The 23,872-nt window shown below is 41.8% G+C and carries 19 protein-coding genes and 1 tRNA gene; 7 read left to right on the forward strand and 13 right to left on the reverse strand.

Going from position 1 to position 23,872, the window contains the following annotated elements; genetic code table 11:
* The 11 genes from ACOQON_RS10870 to ACOQON_RS10920 all read right to left on the reverse strand — a co-directional run bounded on the left by ACOQON_RS10870 (position 1) and on the right by ACOQON_RS10920 (position 15,655).
* Complete coding sequence (locus ACOQON_RS10870) at positions 1-1,272, reverse strand: TolC family protein (protein WP_350206092.1); 1,272 nt, start codon at positions 1,270-1,272, stop codon at positions 1-3.
* 1 nt (position 1,273) lies between these two features.
* Positions 1,274-5,101, reverse strand: coding sequence for an efflux RND transporter permease subunit (locus ACOQON_RS10875; RefSeq protein WP_350206093.1), 3,828 nt, complete (start codon positions 5,099-5,101; stop codon positions 1,274-1,276).
* A 100-nt stretch (positions 5,102-5,201) separates the two neighbouring features.
* The gene (locus ACOQON_RS10880; RefSeq protein WP_350206094.1) at positions 5,202-5,576 is read right to left on the reverse strand and encodes an HYC_CC_PP family protein; all 375 of its coding nucleotides are present in this window, start codon (positions 5,574-5,576) and stop codon (positions 5,202-5,204) included.
* Positions 5,577-6,261: 685 nt separating this feature from the next.
* Positions 6,262-6,333 (reverse strand) — tRNA-Glu (locus ACOQON_RS10885).
* 257 nt (positions 6,334-6,590) lie between these two features.
* Positions 6,591-6,818: a hypothetical protein gene (locus tag ACOQON_RS10890; RefSeq protein WP_420575441.1), complete on the reverse strand. Its 228-nt coding sequence runs from the start codon at positions 6,816-6,818 to the stop codon at positions 6,591-6,593.
* Between the two features lie 92 nt (positions 6,819-6,910).
* Positions 6,911-10,072 carry a caspase family protein gene (locus ACOQON_RS10895; protein WP_420575442.1) on the reverse strand — a complete coding sequence of 1,054 codons (3,162 nt, stop codon included), beginning with the start codon at positions 10,070-10,072 and terminating at the stop codon, positions 6,911-6,913.
* Between the two features lie 3 nt (positions 10,073-10,075).
* On the reverse strand, positions 10,076-10,921 hold the full coding sequence (locus ACOQON_RS10900) for a universal stress protein (RefSeq protein WP_420575443.1): 846 nt from the start codon (positions 10,919-10,921) through the stop codon (positions 10,076-10,078).
* 190 nt (positions 10,922-11,111) lie between these two features.
* The gene (gene menA / locus ACOQON_RS10905; RefSeq protein WP_420575444.1) at positions 11,112-12,011 is read right to left on the reverse strand and encodes a 1,4-dihydroxy-2-naphthoate octaprenyltransferase; all 900 of its coding nucleotides are present in this window, start codon (positions 12,009-12,011) and stop codon (positions 11,112-11,114) included.
* A gap of 1 nt (position 12,012) precedes the next feature.
* Positions 12,013-13,797: an arginine--tRNA ligase gene (gene argS, locus ACOQON_RS10910; RefSeq protein WP_420575445.1), complete on the reverse strand. Its 1,785-nt coding sequence runs from the start codon at positions 13,795-13,797 to the stop codon at positions 12,013-12,015.
* 15 nt (positions 13,798-13,812) lie between these two features.
* The gene (gene ctlX, locus ACOQON_RS10915) at positions 13,813-14,748 is read right to left on the reverse strand and encodes a citrulline utilization hydrolase CtlX (protein WP_420575446.1); all 936 of its coding nucleotides are present in this window, start codon (positions 14,746-14,748) and stop codon (positions 13,813-13,815) included.
* Positions 14,741-15,655, reverse strand: coding sequence for a dimethylarginine dimethylaminohydrolase family protein (locus tag ACOQON_RS10920; protein WP_420575447.1), 915 nt, complete (start codon positions 15,653-15,655; stop codon positions 14,741-14,743). The genes ctlX and ACOQON_RS10920 overlap by 8 nt, the downstream gene beginning before the upstream one ends.
* A gap of 173 nt (positions 15,656-15,828) precedes the next feature.
* Between ACOQON_RS10920 and ACOQON_RS10925 the strand changes: the two genes are divergently transcribed.
* The gene (locus tag ACOQON_RS10925; protein ID WP_420575448.1) at positions 15,829-17,214 is read left to right on the forward strand and encodes an arginine decarboxylase; all 1,386 of its coding nucleotides are present in this window, start codon (positions 15,829-15,831) and stop codon (positions 17,212-17,214) included.
* Between the two features lie 78 nt (positions 17,215-17,292).
* Positions 17,293-18,027, forward strand: coding sequence for a polyprenol monophosphomannose synthase (locus ACOQON_RS10930; RefSeq protein WP_420575449.1), 735 nt, complete (start codon positions 17,293-17,295; stop codon positions 18,025-18,027).
* Here ACOQON_RS10930 and ACOQON_RS10935 read toward each other — a convergent pair.
* Positions 18,024-19,241, reverse strand: a complete 1,218-nt coding sequence (locus tag ACOQON_RS10935; RefSeq protein ID WP_420575450.1) for an ABC transporter permease — start codon at positions 19,239-19,241, stop codon at positions 18,024-18,026. The genes ACOQON_RS10930 and ACOQON_RS10935 overlap by 4 nt on opposite strands.
* Before the next feature lie 60 nt (positions 19,242-19,301).
* On the opposite strand from ACOQON_RS10935, the gene ACOQON_RS10940 reads away from it, so the two are divergent.
* The 5 genes from ACOQON_RS10940 (at position 19,302) to ACOQON_RS10960 (ending at position 22,980) form a co-directional block, all read left to right on the forward strand.
* Positions 19,302-20,453 (forward strand): exo-beta-N-acetylmuramidase NamZ domain-containing protein, encoded by a 1,152-nt coding sequence (locus ACOQON_RS10940; RefSeq protein WP_420575451.1) that lies wholly within the window; start codon positions 19,302-19,304, stop codon positions 20,451-20,453.
* Complete coding sequence (locus tag ACOQON_RS10945) at positions 20,454-21,371, forward strand: glutaminase (RefSeq protein WP_420575452.1); 918 nt, start codon at positions 20,454-20,456, stop codon at positions 21,369-21,371. It begins immediately after the preceding gene.
* 1 nt (position 21,372) lies between these two features.
* Complete coding sequence (locus ACOQON_RS10950; RefSeq protein WP_420575453.1) at positions 21,373-22,242, forward strand: pirin family protein; 870 nt, start codon at positions 21,373-21,375, stop codon at positions 22,240-22,242.
* Between the two features lie 10 nt (positions 22,243-22,252).
* On the forward strand, positions 22,253-22,621 hold the full coding sequence (locus tag ACOQON_RS10955; protein ID WP_420575454.1) for a VOC family protein: 369 nt from the start codon (positions 22,253-22,255) through the stop codon (positions 22,619-22,621).
* Between the two features lie 179 nt (positions 22,622-22,800).
* Complete coding sequence (locus tag ACOQON_RS10960) at positions 22,801-22,980, forward strand: hypothetical protein (protein WP_420575455.1); 180 nt, start codon at positions 22,801-22,803, stop codon at positions 22,978-22,980.
* Positions 22,981-22,997: 17 nt separating this feature from the next.
* On the opposite strand, the gene ACOQON_RS10965 is transcribed toward ACOQON_RS10960, so the two are convergent.
* Entirely contained in the window at positions 22,998-23,855 is an 858-nt protein-coding gene (locus ACOQON_RS10965) for an oxidoreductase (protein ID WP_420575456.1), read from the reverse strand.
* Positions 23,856-23,872 lie beyond the last annotated feature (17 nt).

A 23,872-nucleotide genomic window follows, 5' to 3' on the forward strand; every position in this document is an offset into this window, starting at 1 on the left:
TTAAAGCTGTTTTCCAGTGATATAATTGATGTATGCTACAAAAGTGTTTTGATCGGCACGTGCCTTCTCCAATTCGAGTTCGTACCTAAGCAGCTGTCGTTCCATTCTCAGCACTTCTTCAAAATCTGCACCCGCAGTGGTGTATTGCGCAACGAGTATGTCCAGCGACTGGGTTGCATAGGCAATGAGTCTGTTATAAAGAGCCACTCTTCGTTGAGCATCTGCGTAATCACGCCAGGTTCGCTCTAATACAGTTTCTAACTCATTTTCTTTGTCCTCCTTGCGATAATTCACAGAAGTCTTAAGCAACTCTTTCTCCTTGATCATCGAGCGATATTTGTTCCTGTTTAGGGGTATACGGACCCCAACTTGAGGGAAAATCAATGCATCTTTTCCGTTATCAGGAACATCCATATCCGTTCTTGGAGAGATACTGGTGTACGAAAGTCCAAGATTAAAAGAAGGTAGGCCCATTTTTTGTGCTACATCAATCTCTGCATCCAAAGCTGACATTTCAAATTCAAAACCTCTTAATGTTGGATTATGTGTGATGATTGAATCCAGCAAAACGTTTCTCCCTTCGTCAATCAAAATTGTTTCCAGTGTATCCGGCACCTCTATGCGTATTGGTGTTTCTTCGTTGAGCAGTTCATTGAACTTGGCTTGGATCGGTATTCGCGAATCTTCCAGGTAAAGTAACTGGTTATTCAGTTCGTCTAAATCCATTTCAACTCTAAGCAAGTCAACCGCACTTCCTGTATTAGACTCTAATCTGACATTAGCCAGTTCCCTAAATGATTCGAGTAACCTTACATTTTCCTCTGTAATGGCTATCGCTGCTTCAAGTACATATAAATCATAATAGGTTGAGCGTACGTCAAAGAAAATGCTGTTCTTAGCATCTTCAAATGCTTCAAAACGAGCCTTTGCCAGCATGGCTACTGCTTGTTCCTGAGACTTCAATTGCCCAAACCATGGGAAAGCCTGACTTAGTGATATGCCTGCATTCTGTGCTCCAACCCGTGTTTCTACCGGACTGGTGAAGATGTTGAACATTACAGTTGGATCCGGTAAAGCCCTGGCTTGTGGCATACGTTCGAGAGTAGCCAGATAGCTATTAAATATCGACTTAAGCTCAGGATTGTTCTCGGCTGCAATTTTGAGATAACCTTGTAAAGGTTCCTCTAATTGCTGGGTCTGAGCCATTGTGTTGCCAATCGGGATCAGCAGCCACAAAAGCATGATTATATTGATTTTTATCTTCGTTTTCATGTTATACTGATTTTGATTGTTTTTTGAATGACCTTTCCTGCCACATACAATACAATACGGGTACGACAAATACGGTAATGGCTTGGACTAACATTCCTCCGAAAGTGGGAATGGCCATAGGAACCATTATATCAGAACCTTTACCAGTCGAAGTAAAGATGGGAAGCAGAGCAATGAGTGTAGTGGCGGTTGTCATGATGGCCGGCCTGATTCTCAGCTTACCAGCGTGAAGCACTGCCTCTTTTACCTCGGCCACATCACTCGGTTTCCTTTCTTTGAAAATCTGCTTCAGATAGGTTGCCATTATGACGCCATTGTCGGAGGCTACACCGAATAGGGCAATAAAACCTACCCACACAGCCACACTTAAGTTTACTGTGCCTATCTGAAAGAGATCTCTCAGGTTTATGTCAGCAAGGGAGAAGTTTAGAAACCAACCTTGTCCGAACAGCCATATCAAAAGGAATCCCCCTGAAAATGCCACAAACACTCCAGAGAAAACCATCATGGTGGTAGAGACATCTCCAAACTGGAAATAAAGAATAAGAAAAATGGCAAGCAGACATATCGGGACAACCAGAGCAAGTCTTTTAGTCGCCCTGATCTGATTTTCATAGTTACCGGTAAATTTATAAGACACACCAGCAGGAAGCATAAACTCACCGGCATCCATTTTTGCCTGAATAAAGCGTTGGGCTTCTTCAACCACATCCACCTCTGCTTCACCTGCCTTTTTATCAAAAATGACATAACCGTTCAAGAAGGTGTCTTCACTCTTGATTACCTGTGGGCCTCTTCGATAAGTGATGTCCGCCAACTCTATCAATGGAACTTGAGCTCCTGAAGGGGTAGGGATCAATACTTTTTTTACATCCTCCGGATTGTCTCGATACTCACGTGCATATCTTACCCTAACCGGAAAACGTTCTCTGCCTTCTACAGTAGTGGTCAGCTTTATTCCCCCTATGGCTACTTCCACATAGTTCTGGAAGTCTTTCATTGTCAGCCCATAACGCGCTATGGCCTTACGATCTACATCAAATTCCATATAGGGCTTGCCCACAATTCTGTCTGCAAAGACTGATGAAGCCTCGATACTGGGTACCTGCTGTAGTATTTTTTCCAGTTGAAGTCCTACACTTTCGATAGTCTCCAGATCTGGACCAAACACCTTAATACCAATGGGTGCCCGCATTCCTGTGGACAGCATAACTAATCGGGTCTGGATAGGCTGGAGCTTAGGTGCAGAGGTCATGCCTGGTATATTGGTAGCCTTCACAATCTCTGCCCATATATCATCAGGAGACCGGATATGATCACGCCATTGCCTAAAATATTCACCTTTTTTGTTGTCAATTACCAGTTCGTCTTTCTCGACTTTTCTAAAACCATCTCGCTCCGGGTGATAGGTACTTCCATCTTTTAACAAGTAGTTCCCTTCTTTATCGGTTTTAAATTGCATCCTATGCCCATTTTCGTCAACCATGTACTCGGGTTTATAATTGATGGTATTCTCGAACATGGAAATGGGTGCCGGATCAAGAGCTGAGTTCACCCGTCCCCACTTACCTACAACCGATTGGACTTCAGGGATCTGGGCCACATATCCGTCTACCTTTTGAATCACGTCAATATTTTCTTCAATACCGGAATGGGACATGGTAGTGGGCATTAGGAGGTACGAACCTTCGTCCAAAGCAGGCATAAACTCTTTTCCAATTCCAGGAAGGGTTTTATTGAGAGACTGCCAAAAACTAGTTTGTCGAATTTCCCAGCCTGTTTTTTCAATGGAATTACCTATGGCACCAAAAGCACCCTCAAAACCAATCCAGGTAAGTATTCCGAATAAAAAGACGAAGATTGGGAGTATGAAAAATTTCCACTTATTGTCAAGGCACCACCTAAGAATAGGGGTATAGTATTTTACCAGCAATAGTAATGAACCAAGTACGAGCAATATTGCTCCTCCAGCAAACAGAAAATTTGTAAATAGACTATTTTGTGCGCCAAGCGGCAGCCATTCACGAGTTAAAAAGGCCGCAACTGTCAGCATAATGATGGCAATATTGAGATATTCAGTAAGCCAAGTCCATTTTTCAGGGATGAACTTCTCTACAATATTGTTGATTCCAAGAGCCATAAGGACCATTCCGAGCCAATTTCCTGCGAAGATTAAAATGAGTAACCCTAGTGCGATAAGGGCTGAATTCCATATCCTTTTTGTCCTTTCCTTTCCGACCTTTATGGAAAACAACCAGTGCGCCGCAGCGGGTATCACAACGAGTCCTACAAACAGGGCAGCCAGCATTGCGAATGTCTTGGTGAAAGCCAGAGGCTTGAAAAGTTTACCTTCTGCTGCTTGCATGGCAAAAACAGGAAGAAAACTCACCACAGTGGTGGTAAGGGCAGTAATAACCGCCGATGCTACTTCTGCAGTGGCCGTATAGATAACCTCTAGTTTTTGCTTGCTCGAAATACCTTTGTTTTCTGGCAAATCCAGATGTCGGAGGATATTTTCAGTAAATACAACTCCAACATCCACCATTACCCCAATGGCAATTGCGATCCCCGAAAGAGCAACAATGTTAGCATCTACTCCAGCATATCTCATCACTATAAATGTCATTAAAACTCCAATCGGGAGTAAACTGGAGATGAGAATAGAGGCTCTCAGGTTCATAACAACAATGATTACCACAATGATGCTTATGAGTATTTCCAGGGTTAGTGCCTCTTCCAGTGTACCTAAGGTTTCCTTAATCAACCCGGTACGGTCATAGAATGGAACTACGGTCACTTTTGAAACAGTACCGTCGGAAAGAACCTTTGATGGCAGCCCCGGAGATATCTCTTTGATTTTTTCTTTTACATTTTCTATTACCTCAAGCGGATTGGCACCATACCGTGAAACGACAACTGCTCCAGTAGCTTCTGCCCCTCCTTTATCAAGACCACCTCTTCGAGTAGATGGACCAAAATTGACAACAGCTACATCCTTGATTCGAATGGGTGTATTGTTATGCTGCGTGATTACTGCTTCCTCAAGGTCTTCCAGGGTTCTGATATACCCCAAACCTCTGACTAAGTACTCAGCTTTGTTGTATTCAATAGTGCGGGCACCCACATCCAGATTACTTTCCTTTACAGCACGCATGATTTGAGCCACGTTTACGTTGTACTCTTTCATCGCTACCGGATCAATATCTACCTGATATTCTTTTACAAACCCTCCGATAGCTGCTACTTCTGATACCCCCGAAGCAGAGGTGAGGGCATATCCTACATAAAAATCCTGGATGGTTCGCAGTTCTTGAGGGTCCCAACCACCTGTCGGCTCACCAGTTTCAGGGTTTCGTCCTTCCAGTGTGTACCAGTAGATTTGTCCCAATGCCGTAGCATCCGGACCTAAAGCAGGTTGAACTTCAGGAGGTAATGTCCCTGCAGGAAGCGAATTCAATTTCTCCAATATTCGGGTACGACTCCAGTAAAATTCTACATCATCTTCGAAAATGATATAAATTGTAGAGAGTCCGAAGATTGAATTACTCCTTATAGTTTTTACTCCGGGCACACCCAGAAGCGCAGTGGTCAACGGATAAGAAATCTGGTCTTCTATATCTTGCGGAGACCTTCCCATCCATGTAGTAAAAACAATTTGCTGATTCTCCCCAATGTCAGGGATGGCATCAACAGGTACCGGGTCGCGAGGAAAATTCTCCATCTTCCAGTTAAATGGTGCAGTTGCCACCCCCCATCCTACAAAGATTAGCACAATTAGTGCTGTAACCAGCTTGTTCTCTAAAAAGAACCTGATCAGTTTATTAAGCATAATGAAATATGTTTTAACAGTTAGAAGAACTAGACAAAATAGTGCAATCTAAGGCCTCCTTAAGTGGAGAACAGTGATGCATCTTAATTGTGTGTAACTATTAAAGTAGAAAAGACTGATGCCTGGCGAGTCTGTCAGGAACAGTCAGCGGGTGAATAAGATAGGAGTGGTCTACAAAATTGTCTTGAATGAATACCTGAACGAGTGTAGGAATTTCAATTGTTTGAAGTAATACCTGTTCAGGAGGGTCTATCGATTGAAAAGATATTTGGGTGTTTTCATCGTGCTGCAGTATCTCTTGTTCCAAGTCACAGCAACCTGATGGCTTTTCCGTCTCTCCACCACAACAGGAATGAAGTTCTTTGAAAAGTCCAGCTTCTATCAGTTCTCCACCGCAAAAATGCTTGGCGAGTACCAACCCCCCTGATGAAGAGAGGATAAGGAAACTGAAGAATATTACTAAAAATCTTTTCACGTAGTATTTTCTATTTCTAGCTACACCAACGTAAAATTAGTTATATGTATTCATGAAAAAGTTACGAAATTTTTATTAAAGTTTATGGTTTGATGATTATTTGAATGAACAGATTGCAGTATTAAGCATCTTTAGAGGTAGAATTAGTGATCGGAAATGACCATACTGTTGATTGGGGATTTCGAATGACTTGCCTATAATGGGCAGACTTTTGGCTCTTCCTAGCTATGAGTTCGCTTTCAAGCTGCCTACAGAGAAGCAAAACTTTACTCAGCGCTTGCTTATCCATCCATGAAGGATACAAACAGGTGATTGTAGTCTAAAACCCCTATTTATTTCTTATATTTAATGCTAGGAATACCCTCTGAAAATGCGATTATTCAAACTCTTTCAAAGCGAGTTCGAGAGTTAATGGATAGAGATAATACACTCGCATTGAAAACAGTAAGACAAGCCCAACCAATCTTACGCTTTATTAGTATCTCAAATACTTAATTTTGAGGTTGAGGATTTTTTGTCGACTAGTCAAGAGCCTTTAGTCGTATTCGAACCAATGACCTACTGATTACAAACCACCACCATCCTTATTTAAAGGTAGATTAATTAAGAAAAACTAATGCGACAGTTATAGCGACAGTATTAAAACGAAAAAGCCTGTAAGTCAGATACTTACAGGCTTATAATGCAGTCCGTAGGGGAATCGAACCCCTGTTACCAGGATGAAAACCTGGCGTCCTAACCCCTAGACGAACGGACCGAATATTTTTAAATACAACTTCTTTTAGCTGTTCATTTCTTTTTTAAGAAACTCGATCTCCTAACCCTACCTGCCTGCCGGTAGGCAGGGACGAACGGACCGTGTTTCAATAAAATTCCCTCAAATAAACAGGCTTTTGTTGAACCGTGTTTGTTTTGGGAGTGCAAATATAGACCGTCACCCCATTTTAGCAAAAAAGTGAAATAAAAAAAGCGAAGATTTTTTCCTCGCCCTTAAAATGTCTCTTTAGCAGCGGCTTAATCTACCGCCTCCTGATAGATCGAAACACCAATTAAATAGGTGTTTACTATCAAATTCTTCTTAGACTCGATGTTTTCTTTTAATGAGTCGTGCTTCCCTTTTTTATCGGCAAGACTTTCATCTTTAACAAGTCCTTCAGAAAGAATCAACCCACTGACTATAAAACCGATAATTAGCAATGCGATCTTAAGTGGTGACGATGGTTTGGTGACAGATCTCTTCATAATAATACGTTCAGTGTTTGGTGTAATTAGTACCAAAAATGTACCGATTTATTACACTTCTTACGAAAAAAATCAAAAAAGCTGCATTTACCTTATTTACCCCCTACTATGACAATAGGGAAATCCTGCCCTCTGGAGAATGTATGAGGATATTGTGGACTTCCTTTATATAGAATGCTTAACTCAGGAACCTGATCGTCAAGGTAAGATTTAAGTTCATAAATGGTGACCTTACCATCCTTTGGAGCTCCGTCCGCTTCTCCGGAAAGACCTTTCAATAATGCATAAGTGAATAGCCCATGACCCAGTGATTCAAACTCCGTTGCATACTGTTCGCTCCCGGCTGCCGCCATTACATGAATGCCGGAGCTACGGGACAATTGTGCAATGGCTTTTTCCTCCGGTGCTCCTCGTTGCGCAAGCACCTCCACTGACCCACCGGATTGACAGGCATCCATCACAATCAACTGCTTCAAAGCTTTTATCTCCAGCATGGCCTGCTGCAAAGTAGATGCATCAATACCATACTCATCTATCCTGCTATTATCATAGAGTCTGCTGGCCCCAGAAGAAACCAAATAAAAATTTCCATCTACCATACTCCCATGCCCGGCATAGTAGAAGACAAAGACATCATTCACAGAAATTTGACTCTTTAGTTCCTCAATCTTCTTTAAGATTTTTTCTTTCGTAGCTTCCCTGTCAAACACCTGGTGCAACACTACTTTCGAATAAATAGCCTCACCCTGTTGCTTCATCTGCTCAGAGAAGGAGCTGGCATCTGTGCGAGCATAATTCAGATTTAAGGCCTGATTTTCATACTCATTGATTCCCACAGCCAAAATATGACAGGTACTTCCTGGTACTTTGGAATCTGAAAAAAGGGTGACAGAAGCCCGGTTTGACTCCAAATTGGAACTGGAAGACGCCACAGCTACAAATTCATTGTGGCCAGCTACCAATGGAAACTCGATGCTGTAAATTTTCGCGTTCTTGTCCGATCGCACCTTTTGGATTTGAGGTTCTAATGAAACCCTGCGTCCATTATGATAGAGTCTCACATTCTCAACTCCACCTCCCTCATCAGTTGCTTTTAAATAGAGCTTTGCAATCTCATTTTCTGAAAGACCTGAGAGTTTTAATGTTGGCGGTGGTGCCTTATCCATGATACTTCCCACTGAGCTTTTCCCCGATCGGGAAGAAGTAAAAATCTCTTCGACAAGACCCGGTACATAAAATTCATCCATCAACTGATCTGCTCCTATCACTTCCATGCCTCTGACAAAGTGAATATTTGAAATCGCATCATCGGTGGCATCAAAGTAGCCCTCTGGGGTTTTCACCATCCAGTCATTCTTACCAATCTGAATGTGCTCGAACAGTTCTCTACTTTCTTTTAAGTCCCAAAACTTTGTAACGCCATCCACATCTGCAGTTAGCATCAAATCCTCCTGAATATCTACCCCATTGATCTCAGCCTGGTGTCCTCCCAGGGAACGCACAAATCCGCCAGTATCTTTATTCCAAAAAGTAATTTTTCTATCAGCTCCAACGGAGACCAACAGCTCTTTGTAAAGTGCTATACCGAAAACTGGCTTTTTAGTATCAATGCGATTTTTGATCAGACCGCTATGAAGATCCCAGATGATGACCTTACCATCCCATCCGACTGAAACAACTTCATTTCCAATAACCTGAACAGTGGTCACATTATCCGTATGCCCGACAAACTCCTTTACAAATCGTTTGGTCTCTACCTCGTACAGCTTTAGGGTCTTATCCAGCATCCCAACCACCAGATATGCATCATTTTCTGTGAATGCCAGGGAATAAGTAGATGATCCTTCATTGTAGACATAGTTATATCGTGACCAATCGCTGGTATTCCACAAACTAATCACCCCATCCCAGCCTGTGCTGGCAAGGTATTTTCCATTGTGGCTTAGCTCCAGATCAAATATCGGTTCCCGATGGGCAGCAATTATTTTGATTTGTTTGCCAGAAGATTTTTCCCAAATGATAATCTTTCCATCTCCACCTGCAGTGGCAATCGTATTTTCATCGAGCTCTTCAAAACAAAGCACACCCTTTTCATGGCCTAAATACTCCATATCAATCGAGGCACTGTTAATATTCCATTTTCGAGCTTTGTTTCCAGTTTTTCCCACCAGGAATGACTTATCACTTAGTGCCCTGGCCGATTTATATTTTACCCATTTAGCGATGTAATGTTCCCAATAACTACCAAGATCATAATCCAGTCCCGTGCTGGATCGGTTGAGAATACCATCATACCTTCTAAGCTCCTTCCCTTCAAAGTCCGTTACAACAACCACCTTGTCAACTGCGATGACAATTTCTTCTGCGGTTGGATGAAAAGCCGCATCATTGATTTCAGCCCCCATTGACCATTTGTGGATGAGGTCTCCGCTTTTGTTATGATAAAGAAAAACAGAGTCTTCAGTAGCTGCGAGAAAGTGCATGCCTAACGGCTGAAAATGTACGGAAGCGATATCATCGTACTCTCGAGTGCTTTCAAAAGTCAGCTCACCTGTAGCGAGATTGTATTTAGTGAGGGTTGTGTTATTGGAAAGCTTAATGATTTCATCCTCATAAAAATCGGTCAGCGTTCCGCAACCACCGCACCATCCTTTCTCAGGTTTTAGTTCGTGTATTTGACTCCAATCTTTGACATTATAGACCTTGGCTGTCCTATTATCTTCTCCCACCGCCAGGTATTTACCATCCGGACTAAACGAAACACTTACGCCATATCCAACGCCTCTATCTGCGTTCGCTTTGAGCTTCTGAACCAGTGAATAATCGCTCACCTGATAAATAGAAATAGAATCGGCATAGCTTCCTACAGCCAGAAGTTTTCCATCTGAGCTAAAGCTTACTGAAGTTACATAACCCTTCAGCTTGCCACTTTGCTTCAGCATCTCACCAGTGGTAATATCCCACACCCCTACGGTACCATCAGCACTGCTGGAAGCCAGTTTATTGTTAAAAAGAGAAAATCCATTTACGGTATGATCATGCCCCACCAATGATCGAATCTCTCTCCCTGTCAATGCGTCCCAGATTCTAATCGTCTTATCTCTACTGGCTGTGATCAGGTATTTCCCGTCTGGAGAAAAACGTGCTGATTTCACCGCTTCCCCGTGCCCTTTTTGGATGACTGCCTGAAATGACTGAGCCTCTGCAAAACAGAGGCTCAAAAACAATATCAAAAATGAAAATGTCCTTTTCACAAATTAGTCTTTTATATGTGCCGTCCAAACCGGAACACCGGCATGATTCACCACATCTTCGGCAATGCTGCCCGCAAGGAAGTGCCCTACTCCTTTACGCTGATGGGTGCCCAATGCGATCATGTCTGCGCCACAGTCTTCAGCGTATAGAATGATACCATCCTCCTCATTTTTGTAATTGTATATTTCAATGGTATAGTTCTCAATGCCATATTTATCCACAAACTCATTCATTTGCTTCAGGTCATGTCTTGTTGAAGTGAAACTGGCAGGAGTATTGATTTTGACAATCTTTAGCTGCGCATCCATCATAGCTTGCAGACTTTTTATCTTCTCGATCAGGAAGTCATCTGTATTCATGAAATCAGAAGCGAAGACGATTTTTTCAATCGGTTCCAGTTCGAATTTTTCACTGACAGAGATCACGGGACAATGTGCCTTTCGCACAATTTTCTCGGTATTGGAACCTACGAAGAACTCATTCAATCCTTCGGCACCCTCGGTTCCAACTATCAGCAAATCCACATTTTCCTCTGTAATCTGATCGATGATTGTATTGAACGCATTACCAAGCTGAATCTTTGTGGCTATTTTATCATCAGAATGCTTTGCATTTGACACCACATTATTGAGTTTTTCCTGCACCTTCTCATACATCTTTTTGATGTAAAGTTGCTCCATAGGATCCTCGTTTTGAATGCCCATCGTTTTGAATGAGTCTGCCGTAGGATGCTCAATGACATTCAAAAGGATGATATTTCCTTCAGATTTATCAGCTATTTGGCATGCGAAATCAAGGGCATGCTCAGCCACTTTTGAGAAATCGTAGGGTACTAATATTTGTTTCATTTTTATGTAGTTTATCTTTTATTAAGTGACGCGAAATCTTTGAAAAAAATTCATTTGCGGCAGATGTGAGCCTCGTACAAAATTTTTAAAGCCGATTTCATGTGGTCGTGAGTTTTAATACACCCAATTTAATGAAAAATGACTTTCATCTTCCTTTTTTGATGAAAATCATAATCACAACGGACTTTTGTTAATATGCCAATAAAGGCACCAGCTGACCAATGGAAAAAAGAATCGAAAAAAGCAGCGTTGAAATAGCCATCTGCTTGAGGTAAGGGTCAAGTTTAGCTGAAGATAGCGTATTGACTGCCCGAATATTTTTCCGGAACAGAAAACCAACCATCAGGAACAAAAATCCCCAAACGGTGCTGAAGTTTAAGTGGACATAAACAGCACTAAATAACAATCCTGACACCAAAAGAAAGGTATGATAACGCACAGCTGCTTTCCTCCCTATTCGAACGGGGATGGAGTTTTTTCCTGCAGCTCGATCTGATTCAATATCACGTATGTTGTTCACATTAAGAACACCCACACTAAAAAAACCCATGGAGGCTGCCGGCAATAGTATTTCCCAGTTGAGGTTTTGAACCTGCAGGTAGTAAGTGCCAAAGACCAGAACAACACCGAAGAAAACAAAAACAAATGCATCTCCAAATCCGGCATAACCGTACGGGTTCTTCCCTACCGTATATTTTATCGCCGCTCCAATGCCAATTAGTCCAATAGAGAGAAATACCATTGCCGTAATAAAGTCTTCAGGAAATGCGATATAAAGTAAAAGTGATCCGGAAAGTAAGGAAAGAATGGAAAATATGATCATGGCCTTTCGCATCGCAGACGGAGATATCTGTCCTGAGCTTACCATCCGCTGCTCACCTGTCCTTTTTTCATCAACACCTGATGAAGCATCTCCGTAATCATTTGCCAGGTTAGAAAGGATTTGCAGCAGAATCGCTGTAAGCAAAGTCAACCCTGCAATAGTATAGCTGAAATCTGCTGTGGATGCAGCTAGCGAAACTCCTACCAGCCAGCCTGAAAAAGCCAGTGGTAAGGTCCTTAATCGAAAAGCTTTGATCCAGGATTTCATGTTACATCCGTTCCGGTACTTCAATGCCAAGTAGGCTCATACTTTCCTTGATGAGTTTGGCTGCTAATGATGACAACACCACTCTGAAAGCTAATTTGTCCTTGTTATCTTCATTGAATATTGGAACCTCCTGATAAAAGCCGTTGTATTCTTTTGCCAGGTCATAAGCATACTGCGCTATCACCGCCGGAGAGTATTCTTTGGCTGCCTCTTGTAATGCCTTGGTGAATTCGGTAATTCTGAAAATGAGATCTGCCTCGCGCTTATTGAGCGCTCCAACTTTCCCCGTATCAAACGATGTGCTTACCTCCAGAGATTTCGCCCTCCGTAAAATAGCCGATATACGTGCATGTGTATATTGAATAAAAGGTCCCGTATGGCCCTGAAATTCAATGGACTCCTGTGGATTGAAAAGCATGCGTTTCTTTGGGTCCACTTTTAAAAGGAAATACTTCAAAGCACCCAGCCCCAGCATTCGGTAGAGTTGTTGTGCTTCTTCGGGATCCATTCCTTCAATTTTTCCAAGCTCTTTGGTATGTCGTTCAGCTGTATCAAACATCTCCTGTAGCAAATCATCAGCATCTACCACCGTCCCTTCCCTGGATTTCATTTTGCCTGAAGGAAGATCTACCATGCCGTATGACAAATGGTATAACCCGTCAGCATATTTCCTCCCTAATTTTTTCATGATGGCAAACAAGACCTTGAAATGATAATCCTGCTCATTGCCTACCACAAATACCGATTTATCAAACGGAAAATCCTGATGTTTCATGTCGCAGGTTCCCATGTCCTGAGTCATGTAAACAGCAGTACCATCTGCACGGAGAACGAGCTTCTCGTCCATCCCTTCGTCAGTGAGGTCTACCCATACCGACCCATTTTCTTTTTTGAAGAAAACACCTTTTTGAAGTCCTTCTTCTACCAGCTCTTTACCTAATAAATAGGTGTTAGACTCTTTGTACATGGTGTCGAAGCGGATGCCCATGGTTTCATAGGTTTTGTCAAACCCTTCGTAAACCCAGTTATTCATTTTTTCCCAAAGCGCCACGGTTTCCTTATCCCCACTCTCCCACTTCTGAAGCATCTCTTGTGCTGCCTTGATCGATGGTGCTTCTTTCTTGGCTTCCTCCGGATCCATCCCCTGATGTACCAGCGTGTTGATCTCTTCTTTGTATAGCTGATCGAACTTTACATAGTACTTCCCGATCAGATGGTCGCCTTTTATTCCGGCGCTTTCAGGGGTCTCTCCATTTCCGAGTTTTTGATAGGCCAGCATGGACTTGCAGATGTGAACTCCACGATCATTTACCAAATTCACTTTCTTCACTTCAAAGCCATTTGCAGCCAAAATTCGGGCAGTAGAATCTCCAAGGAAATTATTACGTAAATGGCCCAAATGAAGCGGTTTATTTGTGTTGGGAGAGGAAAACTCCACCATCACCTTCTGTCCATTAGCGGATAGTGACCCGAATGTGTTGTCGAGTGAAATATCCTGAAGTGTACTCACCCATGTCAAATCTGCTACTTCCAGATTCAGGAACCCTTTCACCACATTGAAGTCTTGGATGAAATCTGTGTTGGATTTCAACCAGTCTCCAATCTGGGCTCCTGAATCTTCAGGTTTTCCTTTGGTGATCTTCAGAAAAGGAAAAACCACGAAGGTGTAGCTACCTTCAAACTCCTTTCGGGTGGGCTGCAAGCTGACTTGTGCTGCCACTAGCTCATGATCATACAGCTCGGCGAAAGCCTTGGAAATTGCTTTTTGTATTTTTTGTTCCAGCATTTTTTCTGCCTGGTTCTATTTTGTTGGATTGAAAATTTCGGCCATCATACATCTTGCGCTTCCTCCTCCTAACTTTTCAATGGTGTGGATGTCACTATGCACCAATTTGCCATGCCTGGAAAGTTGCTTTTTCTGTTCATCCGTTAATGAATTGAAAGCTGCTGAAGACATAACGATCAACCGCTGATCGTTTTTACCAAGAACTTGCAGCATATTACCTGCGAATTGTTCCTTTTGCTCTTCTGATATTTCGATAACCTCCTTATCGGTTTCTTCTAGGGTTTCAAGTAGGTTTTCCCTTTCATCTATATCATCAATGCTATCCAGACACACCACAGCGAATTCCTCGCCTAAGCACATCATCACATTGGTATGGTAGATTGGAAGCCGTTTTCCGTTCACTGTTTGTAGTGCATGAAAAGTCACCGGATCAAAACCAGCCTCATCACAAAAGTCCTCAAGTACATCTGGCATGGTTCGCTCTGAGATTGCTGCATAAGCGATCTTATTCTGACGATCCAGCAACAAACTGCCTGTACCCTCCAGGTAAGCTGCTTTAGACTCCCAGTCAGTGTAGCTAACTACATCAGTGACCTTGAACTTCTCTTTAAGTCCGGATACAATATCTTCCCTTCGTTCCAGCCTTCTGTTTTCTGCATACATGGGATACAGGCGTATCACTCCATCCTGATGAAAAGAGATCCAGTTATTTGGAAAAATGGAGTCCGGAGTTGCAGGATCCTTTGTGTCATCAAAAACAGTTACATCCACTCCTTCAGCTCGCAATTTTTCCACAAAACCATCAAACTGACTTTCGGCCTGTTTTTGAATTTCATCCGGGCTTACCCCCTCTTCTATTTTCTGATAATAGTTATTCACGGCCGTTTGCTCATTCATGTAAAATGCAACCGGACGAATCATCATGATATGATTGGTGATCTGCTTACTCATATTTTCTTCTCAATGGCATAGTTGAACATCTCAACAAACCTTCCATCTTGGCTGTTTCTCGATAATAAACTTCTTCCACTGTCAATCCCCATTTTCTTAACTGTTCATTCAATCGTTTAAAGCTGCTATCAGAAATGACAACTTCAGGAGAAATGGAAAAAAAGTTGGAGTTCATTTCATACATCTCCTCTTTGGTGATCTCGAAGATATTTTCCACTCCGAAAAAGTTGATCAAAAAATCTGCATCTTCCGGATTTTTAAATCCGCCGCGATAGATCACCGCTTTGTCCTTTCCAACCGGCTGAAAACAACAATCGAGATGCAGTGCATTTTCCCGAGGATCATCATCAGATTTCTTTAATTCAAATGCTTTAACAATAAAATCAGGAAATGTTCTCTTTAGATAGTTTACAGCAGCTTCATTGGTTCGGGAAACAGTGTACTTATCAAAATCTTCTGCTTTGGAATACCCAACAAAAATATGATCCCTCCAAGGCATAATATCTCCTCCTTCCATGCGCTCATGCTCATCAGGAAGCAACACACTTTCCACTTCATCTATTACATATTGAATCCCATCTGATTCAAGTTTTCGTTCTGGTGTTACACAAGGCACTACCAGTTTATCCTGAATGACAAAAGCAATGTCTCTGACAAAAATTTGATTGAGCTCAGAAATATTCTCAGGCCGGTACACTTTCACACCATGTTTTTCCAACACTTTGACCACACCATCCATTTCCTTGATTAGGTCAGGCTCTTTGGGAAAAGTGCCAGCCAAAATGTGCTCTTTTGACTTTGGATCATAGGTCTCCTCGATTTTTGGGACTGGTCCCATGCTGTCAGCAATGCCTAAAATAACCGCCTCAAGAGGCGCTGTTTCGTCTAAAACTCTTACGGTGATCATGCAATTAGAAAATTGACGCAAAATTAACGCTAATAATCAAGGTTATCAGTATCCAATGGCAAAGGATTAAGTGTGTAGAAACTCTAATCCTAACATTTCTAAAATCAAAAGGTATTTATTTTTATGAATCCTGTTTTTAATGGATAATTGCATCCCAATTTTTCTAAAAGCCGATGAGAAAATATGCCGATCTAATAGATCAAACGTTCTATTTCCCCACTGAAGAATTCAAAGTAGAAAACGACAATCTGCACTTCCATGGGGTAAACCTGATGGAAATCATAAAAGAGTATGGCACACCGCTTAAGCTCAGTTACCTCCCTAAGATTGAGCAAAACATCAAATACGCGTATAAGATTTTCAATGATGCTATCAAAAAGCATAAGTACGAAGGCAGCTACACCTATGCCTATTGCACCAAAAGCTCGCACTTCCGCTTTGTGGTAGAAGAGGCACTTTCAAACGATGCTCATATCGAAACCTCATCCGCCTATGACATTCCAATTGTGAGGAGCATGCTAAAGGCTGGTAAACTCACCAAGGATCACTACATTATTTGCAATGGCTTCAAGCGACCGCTTTACCTTCAGGAAGTAGCCGCCTTGCTTAATGAAGGCTACAAAAATTGTATTCCTATCCTGGATAACCTGAACGAACTAAAGCACTACAAAGCCAATGTGAAAGATGAATTTCAGGTTGGAATAAGAATCGCAGCTGATGAAGAACCAAACTTTGCTTTTTATACATCCAGACTAGGTATTCGATATAGCGACATCCTTCCATACTATAAGGAGCAGATTAAAGATTCTAAAGCAAAGCTCAAAATGCTTCACTTCTTTATCAATACCGGCATAAAGGATACTGCTTACTACTGGAGCGAATTGAGCAGGTTTATTTATAAGTATTGCGAGTTGAAAAAGATTTGTCCGGAACTGGATACCGTAGATATCGGCGGTGGATTCCCTATTAAAAACTCACTACACTTCGAGTTTGACTATCCATACATGGCCGAACAGATCATCGAAAACATTCAATGGATTTGTAAAAAGAATCATGTCCCTGTTCCAAACATTTTTACTGAATTCGGAAGTTTTACAGTTGGCGAAAGTGGCGCTACCATTTATTCTGTACTAGATCAGAAATTACAAAACGATAAAGAGCTATGGTATATGATGGATGGCTCATTTATCACACATATGCCGGATGTTTGGGGGTTAAATCAAAAGTATGTCATGCTGGCAATCAACCATTGGCAAAACCCATTTCACCGTGTGAATCTGGGTGGTTTGACTTGTGACAGCCAGGACTATTATGATTCTGAAGCACACATTGGTGAAGTATTCTTACCCCAATATGATGAAAACGAAACATTATATTTCGGCTTCTTTAATACAGGAGCATACCAGGAATCTTTGGGTGGATATGGAGGCATTCAGCATTGCCTGATTCCGGCCCCTAAACACATTATCATCGATCGAGATGAGGATGGAAATATTACCCATGAGCTTTTTGCGCCAGAACAAAAAAGTGAGGCCATGATGAAAATTTTAGGGTATTGATTTTTAAACACTTTTCCAGGAAAGTGCGTTAATCAAAACCAGTTATTTTTAAACTTCAATCAGCCTGAATTTCATTGAATGTCCAAAAATTTAGTTGTCATACCCACCTACAATGAATGCGAAAATATCCGCGACATCATCAATGTGACCCGGGTGCTGTCTCCACTGTTTGATATCCTAATTGTAGATGATGGCTCGCCTGATGGGACCGCCGACATTGTGAAAGAGGAGATGGCTAAAACGCCTGACCGAGTTTATTTGATTGAGCGTGAAGGTAAACTTGGTCTCGGTACAGCTTATATTACAGGGTTCAAGTGGGCAATCGAGAAAGGCTATGACTTCATCTGCGAAATGGATGCTGATTTTTCTCACGATCCCAACGATCTTGTTCGCCTACATGCTGCCTGTGTGGATGGCGCAGATGTAGCAATTGGAAGCAGGTATGTGACGGGAGTAAACGTGGTAAACTGGCCCATGGGGCGTGTGCTAATGAGCTACTTCGCAAGTTTTTATGTCCGCATCATCACAGGGATGCCGTTTCGGGATAGCACTGCCGGGTTCAAATGCTACAGCCGACATGTATTTGATAAACTGGATCTGAACAAGATCAGGTTTATTGGATATGCTTTTCAGATCGAAATGAAATTCAATGCCTGGAAGCACGGATTTAAAATCGTTGAAGTTCCGATTATTTTTACTGATCGAACAAAAGGATCTTCTAAGATGTCTAAAGGCATTTTTAAAGAGGCTGTATTTGGAGTCCTGCAAATGAAAATCAAAAGCCTATTCAAGAAATACGATCCGGTTTACTAATCGAACCGAATGGCTTTCACCGGCCTTACTCTGGAAATTATAGCAACCGGAATCAAAAGTGTTAGCCCGATCAATGTCAGTACTAACAGATTCAAACCAATGATCGTACCTACATCGATCTGAATGGGAACATGAGGCATATAATAATTAGCCGCATCAAGAGGGATCACTTTAAAATAATACTGAATGAATCCTAGCGAAAGTCCAATCAAATTTCCCCAGAAAAGCCCCCTGACGATGAGTTGAAACCCATTGAAAATGAAAATTCGTCGGATTAATTTGTTTTGAGCTCCAAGTGATTTTAAAACACCAATCATCTGGGTTCTCTCCATGATCAGGATCAAAAGAATAGAGATAATACTGGTGCCGGAAACGAACAAAATGATGGTTAGCAAAATGATCACATTCCGATTCAGTAGGTTGAGCCAATCAAAAATCTGAACATACCTATTCGTAACTTTATCTACATACAAATCAATATCGAGACTATTGAAAAGGTCATCTCCAGCTCTATCTATTTGATCTGTATCCGTAAGAAAAACCTCGATTCCACCCGCAAGTGAGTCGGGCCAATTATTGATTCTTCTAACTAAATCCAGATCCCCTAAAATGATTTTTTCATCAAATTCCTCCAAACCCGTCTCATAAATTCCTGTTACCAGTAACCTTCTAAAACGAGGAGGATTTTGCACAAAGTAAATCAAGACCTCATCCCCTACATTCAATTCTAAGTAGTTGGATACCCGTTTACTCAACGCTACTTCAGTGGAATACTCTTTCCCCGTGAGATTGGGAAACCTTCCCTCTACCATGTGTTTATTGAAACCAAGCGTATCAAAGGATTCATCTACCCCTTTAACGATCACCCCCTGTACCTCCTCATCTGTTTTCAACAAGGCTGCCTTCATAGCATACGGTTGTATGCGCTCAGTTAGTGGGTAGCTTTTCAATTGTTGAATTAAAGAATCATCTACAGTGATAGAGCTCTCTTCAAATGAGGTTGACAATGTGTATTTATTGATAATCAGGTGTCCACTGAAGCTGTAAATTTTATCCTTGATTTCCTTTTTAAAGCCAAAGAGCACCATGAATGCCAAAATCAAAACAGCCAGACCCAATCCGATACTCACCACCGCAATTCGATTGATGATACTCGAAAAAGAACCCGAGGCTTCTTTTGAAATGCGCTTTGATATGAAAAAAGGAAGGTTCATTGTCTGACTGCAAAATAGGGTTTTCAATACTGTAAGAACAAGCTAACTTGGCGAATTAATATGCAGCGACTTTATTTTCTACTTGTTTTTATTACTCTGGGCTGTTCCAATCAAGCCCAGGAGCAACAAAGGAGCATTCTTCCGGGAGCTTATCAAACGGATGATTACCTGCCTTTAATTGAAGACAAAAAAGTAGGACTGACTGTTAATCACAGCTCCCTCATTGAAGGCACCCACCTTACAGATTCACTTCAAAGCCTTGGAATCAACATTAAGAAGGTTTTTACACCGGAACATGGCTTCACCGGAACGATCAGTGATGGAGTGAAAGTAGAATACGAAAATTCGGAATCCTCCTTTGAATTGATTTCGCTTTATGGTGAAAACAAGAAGCCATCCACCGAGCAAATGAACGGAATAGAAATTATGATATTCGATATCCAGGATGTGGGAACCAGGTTTTATACTTATATCAGCACCATGCATTATGTGATGGAAGCATGTGCTGAAAACGATATCCCGTTACTAATTTTTGATCGCCCCAACCCAAATGGAAGTTATGTGGATGGACCTGTTTTAGATACTGCCTTGAGTTCGTTTGTTGGGATGCACCCGATTCCGATTGTTCATGGCATGACAGTGGGTGAGCTCGCGCAAATGATTAATGAAGAAGGGTGGTTAAAAAATCAAGTAAAAACTGACCTGAAAATTATCAAAACAAGAAACTGGAATCATCAGAAAAGATACTCCTTACCAGTAAATCCCTCGCCCAACCTGCCCAACGATTTAAGTATCGCACTTTATCCCAGTCTGTGCCTATTTGAGGGAACCATCATGTCCGTGGGACGAGGAACCGATTATGCTTTTCAGCAAATCGGCCACCCGGATTACCCGGACACAACTCATTCATTTACTCCTGTTTCCAGAGAAGGGGCCAAATGGCCACCTTATGAAGATCAAAGATGCTATGGTCTTTCCTGGATTGGAAAGCAACCGAGTTATGCATTTTCGCTACAGCCTTTAATTGAGGCATATAAAAAAATGAATCGTGATGATTTCTTCAATGATTATTTTAAGCGGCTTGCCGGAACTAATTCCTTGCAAAAACAGATAGAAGAAGGACAGACAGAGGAGGAGGTCAGAGCTTCGTGGGAGCCAGCACTTTCGAATTTTAAAAAGAAGAGAAAACAATATTTGCTTTATAAAGATTAAATGGATTATCAAGGCATATTAAATGTAATCGAAGATCAGCTGGCAGGAGAAAAGCTTGAGGGAGAGGTGGCCACCTATATCCCTGAATTAGCCAAAGTCAATCCGGATAAACTAGGTATGCACCTGAACAGTGTGATTGGTGAAGAGTTTCATTTCGGCGACTCTGAGGAGCGATTTTCGATACAGAGTATTTCAAAAGTAATGTCACTCGCGCTGGCACTACTCAAAGAAGAAGATGATAAAATCTGGGAACGTGTGGATGTAGAGCCTTCTGGCGATCCGTTTAACTCCCTGGTACAGCTGGAATACGAACATGGGATTCCTCGAAATCCATTGATCAATTCCGGTGCATTAGTCATCTGTGATATCTTGATGACTCACCTAAAAGATCCACAAAAAGAATACCTGGACTTTGTAAGAAGAATGGCTGGCAACTCTACAATCAACTACAACAAAAAGGTAGCAGCTTCAGAAAAGGCCGGAGGCTATAGCAACCGAGCCATGATCAATTTGATGAAAGGCTATGGAAACATTCATAATGACCCTGAAGATGTATTGGACTTCTATTTTGATACCTGCTCACTAAGTATGTCGTGTCGGGAGTTAGCTCAGACATTTGTGGTTTTTGCAAATCAGGGAAAACTACTCAGAGATGAGGAACGAGTACTAAGCGAAGTACATACCAAGCGTATCAATGCCATCATGCAGACATGTGGGTTCTATGATGAGGCTGGAGAGTTTTCCTTCCGCGTAGGCTTACCAGGCAAAAGTGGTGTTGGAGGTGGTATAGTAGCGGTCTATCCAAACATGTATAGCGTGGCTGTATGGAGTCCGAAGCTCAATGAAAAAGGAAACAGTACCGCCGGTATGCGAGCTCTTGAGTTATTGACTGAGATTACTGGATCTTCAATTTTTTAATATGTCAAATACAGATATGATCATCGAAGAAAGAAGTCGTGACATTGGCGACTTCTTAGTAGGCAGACTGATCCCCTTTCGAAAAAAGCGGATGGTAGGACCGTTCATCTTCATAGACCACATGGGCCCCACTACGATAAAACCGGGTACATACCTCGATATTGATCAACACCCGCACATCGGGCTTTCAACCTTAACCTATCTATTTGATGGTGAAGCTCGACATCAAGACAGCATTGGATCTGATCAACATATCAAGCCCGGCTCTGTCAATTGGATGACGGCTGGTAAAGGCGTAACACATACGGAACGAACGCCAGCAGAGCTTAGGCATGGGCAGCAGTTTACCATGCATGGATACCAGATCTGGGTAGCTCTTCCCAAAGAAAAAGAAGAGATGGAGCCAGTATTTCATCACCTCGATGGGGCAGAACTACCCACCTGGAAAGATGGTACGGCCCACTTTAAACTCGTCGCAGGAAAAGGATTTGGCAAAGAATCCCCGCTACCCGTTCATTCAGACCTCTTCATGATAGAGATAGAAACGGATGATACATATGACCTTCATGTGAAAGATCAATTGTCGGGTGAAATCGGATTTTGCATTGTAGAAGGGAGCATCAACGCATGCGATCAGGTGGTAGAAAAAGGAAATATGCTCGTTTCAAAAACAGATAATGAATGTGGATTGCAGATAGCTCCAAATTCGAGAGTGCTCCTTTTTGGAGGTAAGCCCTTCCCCGAGGAGCGACATATTTTCTGGAATTTTGTATCTTCAAGTAAAGAAAAAATAGAAGAAGCAAAAGAGCGATGGCGTAATAAACAATTCCCTAAGGTGCCAAATGATGACACCTATATTCCTTTACCCTAAAAACAATTCCATGAGAGCAAATTGGTTTGAACTTCCCGTAAACGACATGGACCGAGCAAAGAAATTCTACGCTTCCATATTTGATATAAACATGGGTGATGATTTTGCTATGGGCACATCGGTTATGTCATTCTTCCCTTTTGAAACTGATCAGAGTGGGGCTACCGGTACATTAATAAAACAGGAAACCTACATACCCTCTCATGAGGGGGCATTGATCTATTTTTCCGTGAAGGAAATCAACGATGTGCTTCCAAGAATCAGCTCCAATGGAGGTAAAGTGCTAAATGAAAAAATGAGTATTGGTGAACATGGGTTCGTTGCTCACTTTGAAGATAGTGAAGGTAACAGAGTGGCATTTCACCAGTCAGCCTCATGAGTAAATAGGTATTATTAAGTGACGCAGAAAGTGCACGTTAATCGATCAAAACATGCATGTCATCTACTACCTGAAAAAACTTCCAACAAGAATCAAACTACCTCGTTATATTAGGTGTCTATTTACATAGACTTTCACAACCAGCTCATTTTTAATTAACTGTAAAACAAAAAGAAAATATGAGCACCATACAATCCAATTACGTCGGTATGACTATCATGCAGCGATTAAAAGTCACCGGCCAGTACGAATCTTTCAAACGAGCTCTGAAAAAGAATAGAGCTTCTGCGATTAAGATGCTTGAAGCATTGAATCTCGATCAGAAATCAATAGAGAATTTTCTGAAATCTAAAATTTGATGAGATAACTGGACATGCTAGTCCATGCTAGCCAATTCCTCTTCCGTATAATCAGTAGGCTCGCCTAAATCTCTGAACGTCTCAATCTCTTCTTTGAACTCTTGCAATCGTATGCCCACACGCTTGTACGCTGGACGACCTAGCGGTAAATGCACTGGAGGATTTTCCAGAGTGGTGACTTCATACATTGCTTTTGCCGCACGCACTGGATCACCTAATTGGTTGCCACTCACTTCGCGAATGCTTTCCATATTTTTAGTGGCCGTTTCATTGTATTCTTCAATAGAAGACTCATTAAATGTGGCCGACCTTCCTGCCCAGTCTGTCCGGAAAGGTCCGGGCTCAATATTAGTCACCTTTATGCCGATGTGTCTGGTTTCCGCTGCTAGAGCTTCTCCTATTCCTTCCAGCGCAAACTTGCTCCCATTGTAAATACCGACTCCCGGAAACCCATTCAGCCCGGCAATGGACGTGATGTTCAATATGTTTCCGTTTCGCTGCTTCCGCATAAAAGGCAAGGCCAACTTCATCATTCGAATACACCCAAACACATTCACATCAAACTGTCTTTGAATTTCTTCCTCGGATGTTTCTTCAATTGGACCTAATGTTCCATATCCGGCATTATTTACCAGCACATCCAATCGACCGTAATTTTTCTCTATGATATTTTTGGTATGATCAATTGTCTCTTGCTTTTGTACATCCAAAATCACACCTTTAACCAAATCAGGATTGATCGCCTCTAACTCTGCAATTTGCTCTTGTTTTCTGACTGTCCCTATCACAATTTCTCCCCTCTCCGCTACAATTTTCACCAGTTCTCTTCCAAAACCTGTTGAACATCCTGTGACTAACCAAACACGCTTACTCATATATATCTTTGTTTCAT

Origin of the sequence: Ekhidna sp. (assembly GCF_965221965.1) — a bacterium.
Taxonomy (GTDB): domain Bacteria; phylum Bacteroidota; class Bacteroidia; order Cytophagales; family Cyclobacteriaceae; genus Ekhidna.

Bases quoted from the DNA above. Each gene is read 5' to 3' on its own strand.
- menA (WP_420575444.1), bottom strand. From the start codon at position 12,011: ATGAAATCCTGGATCAAAGCTTTTCGATTAAGGACCTTACCACTGGCT.
- ACOQON_RS10940 (WP_420575451.1), top strand. From the start codon at position 19,302: ATGCAGCGACTTTATTTTCTACTTGTTTTTATTACTCTGGGCTGTTCC.
- ACOQON_RS10890 (WP_420575441.1), bottom strand. From the start codon at position 6,818: ATGAAGAGATCTGTCACCAAACCATCGTCACCACTTAAGATCGCATTG.
- ACOQON_RS10945 (WP_420575452.1), top strand. From the start codon at position 20,454: ATGGATTATCAAGGCATATTAAATGTAATCGAAGATCAGCTGGCAGGA.
- ctlX (WP_420575446.1), bottom strand. From the start codon at position 14,748: ATGAGTAAGCAGATCACCAATCATATCATGATGATTCGTCCGGTTGCA.
- ACOQON_RS10870 (WP_350206092.1), bottom strand. From the start codon at position 1,272: ATGAAAACGAAGATAAAAATCAATATAATCATGCTTTTGTGGCTGCTG.
- ACOQON_RS10950 (WP_420575453.1), top strand. From the start codon at position 21,373: ATGTCAAATACAGATATGATCATCGAAGAAAGAAGTCGTGACATTGGC.
- ACOQON_RS10935 (WP_420575450.1), bottom strand. From the start codon at position 19,241: ATGAACCTTCCTTTTTTCATATCAAAGCGCATTTCAAAAGAAGCCTCG.
- ACOQON_RS10925 (WP_420575448.1), top strand. From the start codon at position 15,829: ATGAGAAAATATGCCGATCTAATAGATCAAACGTTCTATTTCCCCACT.
- ACOQON_RS10955 (WP_420575454.1), top strand. From the start codon at position 22,253: ATGAGAGCAAATTGGTTTGAACTTCCCGTAAACGACATGGACCGAGCA.
- ACOQON_RS10900 (WP_420575443.1), bottom strand. From the start codon at position 10,921: ATGAAACAAATATTAGTACCCTACGATTTCTCAAAAGTGGCTGAGCAT.
- ACOQON_RS10960 (WP_420575455.1), top strand. From the start codon at position 22,801: ATGAGCACCATACAATCCAATTACGTCGGTATGACTATCATGCAGCGA.
- ACOQON_RS10965 (WP_420575456.1), bottom strand. From the start codon at position 23,855: ATGAGTAAGCGTGTTTGGTTAGTCACAGGATGTTCAACAGGTTTTGGA.
- ACOQON_RS10875 (WP_350206093.1), bottom strand. From the start codon at position 5,101: ATGCTTAATAAACTGATCAGGTTCTTTTTAGAGAACAAGCTGGTTACA.
- ACOQON_RS10920 (WP_420575447.1), bottom strand. From the start codon at position 15,655: ATGATCACCGTAAGAGTTTTAGACGAAACAGCGCCTCTTGAGGCGGTT.
- ACOQON_RS10930 (WP_420575449.1), top strand. From the start codon at position 17,293: ATGTCCAAAAATTTAGTTGTCATACCCACCTACAATGAATGCGAAAAT.
- argS (WP_420575445.1), bottom strand. From the start codon at position 13,797: ATGCTGGAACAAAAAATACAAAAAGCAATTTCCAAGGCTTTCGCCGAG.